This window comes from Billgrantia kenyensis, assembly GCF_013697085.1.
Taxonomy (GTDB): domain Bacteria; phylum Pseudomonadota; class Gammaproteobacteria; order Pseudomonadales; family Halomonadaceae; genus Halomonas; species Halomonas kenyensis.
On the sequence record NZ_JACEFT010000064.1, the window covers coordinates 1 to 1,283 of the forward strand.

1 rRNA gene is annotated in these 1,283 nt (G+C 53.5%); it reads right to left on the bottom strand.

Annotated features, from left to right (window positions below):
* Positions 1–1,152: ribosomal RNA gene (locus H1D44_RS20500) — 23S ribosomal RNA — on the bottom strand; the annotation flags it as partial.
* Positions 1,153–1,283: the final 131 nt, after the last annotated feature.

Genomic DNA, 1,283 nt, shown 5'->3' on the forward strand with positions numbered 1-1,283 from the left:
CCGTAGCTTCGGTACCTGGTTTAGCCCCGTTACATCTTCCGCGCAGGCCGACTCGACTAGTGAGCTATTACGCTTTCTTTAAAGGATGGCTGCTTCTAAGCCAACCTCCTAGCTGTCTGAGCCTTCCCACATCGTTTCCCACTTAACCAGGATTTCGGGACCTTAGCTGACGGTCTGGGTTGTTTCCCTTTTCACAACGGACGTTAGCACCCGCTGTGTGTCTCCCACGCTGGCACTCACCGGTATTCGGAGTTTGCCTCGGGTTGGTAAGCCGGGATGGCCCCCTAGCCGAAACAGTGCTCTACCCCCGGTGGTGATACGTGAGGCGCTACCTAAATAGCTTTCGAGGAGAACCAGCTATCTCCGGGCTTGATTAGCCTTTCACTCCGATCCACAAGTCATCCAAATCTTTTTCAACAGATCCTGGTTCGGTCCTCCAGTTGATGTTACTCAACCTTCAACCTGCTCATGGATAGATCGCCCGGTTTCGGGTCTATTCCCAGCGACTGGTCGCCCAGTTAAGACTCGGTTTCCCTACGCCTCCCCTATTCGGTTAAGCTCGCCACTGAAAATAAGTCGCTGACCCATTATACAAAAGGTACGCGGTCACCCCACGAAGGGGCTCCCACTGCTTGTACGCATACGGTTTCAGGATCTATTTCACTCCCCTCTCCGGGGTTCTTTTCGCCTTTCCCTCACGGTACTGGTTCACTATCGGTCAGCCAGGAGTATTTAGCCTTGGAGGATGGTCCCCCCATGTTCAGTCAAGGTTTCACGTGCCCCGACCTACTCGATTTCACGACACTCAGATTTCGGCTACGGGACTATCACCCACTATGGTCAGGCTTCCCAGCCTGTTCGCCTATCAGTTGTGCCGCTTAAGGGCTAGTCCCCGTTCGCTCGCCGCTACTGGGGGAATCTCGGTTGATTTCTTTTCCTCGGGGTACTTAGATGTTTCAGTTCCCCCGGTTCGCCTCCCAACACCTATATATTCAGTGCGGGATACCCAGCTTGTGCTGGGTGGGTTTCCCCATTCGGAAATGCCCGGGTCACAGGTTGTTTGCCACCTCACCGAGCCTTATCGCAGGCTTCCACGTCCTTCATCGCCTCTGGCTGCCAAGGCATCCACCGTATGCGCTTAATCGCTTGACCATATAACCCGAAAGGGTCTGGTCCGCGATTACGTACGACAATTGCCGGATACGCTTGAGACGTATCACTTTCGTCTTCTCCTTGCGGAGAAAACTTGTCAGCATGATTCACATTGTTAAAGAGCAGACTGT